We start from the raw sequence: 3,020 nt of genomic DNA, 5'->3' as shown, positions 1-3,020 counted from the left end.
GGGAAGGGAGGACCACGCGGGAAGGGGGCGCCGGGCCTGCGGATACCCTGGAGGAGTGACGTTCCCCGTAGTCGGCATGGTCGGTGGCGGTCAGCTCGCCCGTATGACCCACGAGGCGGGCATCCCCCTCGGTATCAGATTCAAGCTCCTCAGTGACACCCCCCAGGACTCGGCGGCCCAGGTCGTCAGCGATGTCGTCATCGGCGACTACCGCGATCTGGACACGCTGCGCGCCTTCGCGCGCGGCTGCGACGTGATCACCTTCGATCACGAGCACGTCCCGACCGAGCACCTGCGGGCCCTGGAAGCGGACGGCATCCCCGTCCGCCCGGGGCCCGACGCACTGGTGCACGCCCAGGACAAGGGCGTCATGCGAGCGAAGCTCACGCAGATCGGAGCGCCTTGCCCGCGCCACCGTGTCGTGAGCGACCCGGCGGACGCGGCGGCCTTCGCCGCCGAGACCGGCGGTTTCCCGGTGATCCTCAAGACCGTGCGCGGCGGCTACGACGGCAAGGGCGTCTGGTTCGTACGCGACGAGAAGGACGCCGAGGAGCCCTTCAAGGCCGGCGTCCCGGTCCTCGCGGAGGAGAAGGTCGACTTCGTACGGGAACTGGCGGCGAACATCGTCCGCTCCCCGCACGGGCAGGCCGTCGCCTACCCCGTCGTCGAGTCGCGGCAGGTCGACGGGGTCTGCGACACCGTGATCGCCCCGGCGCCCGGCCTCTCCGAGGAGCTCGGCGGCCAGGCGCAGGCGCTGGCGCTGCGCATCGCCAAGGAGCTCGGGGTCGTCGGCCACCTCGCCGTCGAACTGTTCGAGACGGCCGACGGCCGCATCCTCGTCAACGAGCTGGCGATGCGCCCGCACAACTCCGGGCACTGGACCCAGGACGGCGCCATCACCTCCCAGTTCGCCAACCACGTCCGGGCCGTACTGGACCTGCCGCTCGGCGACCCGCGCCCCCGTGAGCGGTGGACCGTCATGGCGAACGTCCTCGGCGGCGACTACCCGGACATGTACCAGGCGTACCTGCACTGCATGGCGCGCGACCCGCGGCTGAAGATCCACATGTACGGAAAAGACGTGAAGCCGGGCCGCAAGGTCGGCCACGTCAACACCTACGGCGACGACCTCGACGACGTGCTGGAGCGCGCCCGTCACGCCGCCGGCTACCTGCGAGGAACGATCACCGAATGACGACCCCTGCTGCTTCCGCTCCCGTAGTCGGCATCGTGATGGGGTCGGACTCCGACTGGCCCGTCATGGAGGCGGCGGCCAAGGCCCTGGACGAGTTCTCGGTCCCGTACGAGGTCGACGTCGTCTCGGCGCACCGCATGCCGCGCGAGATGATCGCCTACGGCGAGGACGCGGACTCCCGCGGCCTCAAGGTGATCATCGCGGGCGCGGGCGGCGCCGCGCACCTGCCGGGCATGCTGGCCTCGGTCACGCCGCTGCCCGTGATCGGCGTGCCGGTGCCGCTCAAGTACCTCGACGGGATGGATTCCCTGCTGTCCATCGTGCAGATGCCGGCCGGCGTGCCGGTCGCCACCGTGTCGGTCGCCGGCGCGCGCAACGCGGGACTGCTGGCGATCCGCATGCTGGCGGCGCACGACCCCGAACTCCTCGCGCGCATGCGGGAGTTCCAGCAGGAGCTGAACGACCAGGCCACGGAGAAGGGCAAGCGGCTGCGGGCCAAGGCGCAGGGCGCGGACGCGTTCGGCTTCGGCAAGTGACGCCCGGGGAGCGCGACCGGCGGGTGGCCAGGGCGCGCGAGCTGCTCGCCGCGCACCCGGTGGTCGACGGGCACAACGACCTGCCGTGGGCGCTGCGCGAGCAGGTCCGTTACGACCTGGACCGGCGCGACATCGCCACCGACCAGTCGGCCTCCCTCCACACCGACATCCCCCGCCTGCGGGCGGGGGGCGTCGGCGCGCAGTTCTGGTCCGTGTACGTACGGTCCGACCTGGCGGGGGACGCGGCGGTCAGCGCGACGCTGGAGCAGATCGACGCCGTCGGGCAGCTGGTGGCCCGCTACCCGGGGCACCTGGCGCGGGCCACTTCGGCGGACGGCATGGAGTCGGCCCGTGCGGAAGGGCGGATCGCCTCGCTGATGGGCGCCGAGGGCGGCCACTCCATCAACAACTCCCTCGCCACTCTGCGGGCGTTGCACGCCCTGGGCGTCCGGTACATGACCCTGACGCACAACGACAACATCGCGTGGGCGGACTCGGCGACGGACGTGCCGGGGGTGGGCGGCCTCTCGCCGTTCGGCCGCGAGGTGGTCCGGGAGATGAACCGCGTCGGCATGCTGGTGGACCTGTCCCATGTGGCGGCCACGACGATGCGGGACGCGCTGGCGGTGTCGGTCGCACCGGTGATCTTCTCGCACTCGTCGGCGCGGGCGGTGTGCGATCACCCGCGCAACATCCCGGACGACGTGCTGGAGCTGCTCCCGGCGAACGGGGGCGTGGCCATGGCGACGTTCGTGCCGAAGTTCGTGCTGCCGGAGGCGGTGGAGTGGACGCGGCGGGCCGACGAGAACATGCGGGCGCACGGGCTGCACCACCTGGATACGACGGCGGACGCGATGAAGGTCCACCGGGCCTTCGAGGAGGCGCACCCGCGGCCGGTCGCGACGGTGGCCACGGTGGCCGACCACCTGGACCACATGCGGGAGGTCGCGGGTGTGGACCACATCGGCATCGGCGGCGACTTCGACGGGACGGCGTTCACGCCGGCGGGCCTGGAGGACGTGGCCGGGTACCCGAACCTGATCGCGGAGCTGCTGGCGCGGGGGTGGTCGGAGCCCGACGTGGCCAAGCTGACCTGGCACAACGCGGTACGAGCTCTGCGCGACGCAGAGTCGGTGTCCGTTTCGCTGAGCCACGTTCGCCCGTCGAACGCGACCTTGGCGGAACTGGACGGGTAGGGCCCGGGGCTTCGGTTGTGTGCCCCGGGTGGGGGGTGCGGGGACCGGGCTTCGGGGTCGGTGCCGCGCCGGGGCGTCTCCTCGGGTGCCGAA

The 3,020-nt window shown here is 71.9% G+C and carries 3 protein-coding genes; all 3 read left to right on the top strand.

The window, feature by feature from the left end; translation table 11 throughout:
• The first annotated feature begins 55 nt into the window (after positions 1-55).
• From E2E34_RS32945 to E2E34_RS32935, 3 genes are read left to right on the top strand one after another with little or no spacing between them, the layout of a single operon-like run.
• Positions 56-1,195: a 5-(carboxyamino)imidazole ribonucleotide synthase gene (locus tag E2E34_RS32945; RefSeq protein WP_138905504.1), complete on the top strand. Its 1,140-nt coding sequence runs from the start codon at positions 56-58 to the stop codon at positions 1,193-1,195.
• Entirely contained in the window at positions 1,192-1,731 is a 540-nt protein-coding gene (purE, locus tag E2E34_RS32940) for a 5-(carboxyamino)imidazole ribonucleotide mutase (RefSeq protein ID WP_138905503.1), read from the top strand. The genes E2E34_RS32945 and purE overlap by 4 nt, the downstream gene beginning before the upstream one ends.
• Positions 1,728-2,927 carry a dipeptidase gene (locus tag E2E34_RS32935; protein WP_208765406.1) on the top strand — a complete coding sequence of 400 codons (1,200 nt, stop codon included), beginning with the start codon at positions 1,728-1,730 and terminating at the stop codon, positions 2,925-2,927. Before purE ends, E2E34_RS32935 begins: the two co-directional genes overlap by 4 nt.
• Positions 2,928-3,020 lie beyond the last annotated feature (93 nt).

This window comes from Streptomyces albidochromogenes (genome assembly GCF_005981925.1).
Lineage (GTDB): Bacteria > Actinomycetota > Actinomycetes > Streptomycetales > Streptomycetaceae > Streptomyces > Streptomyces albidochromogenes.
Note: the sequence above shows the minus strand (reverse complement) of the source record. Positions and strands in the feature narration are given on the sequence as shown.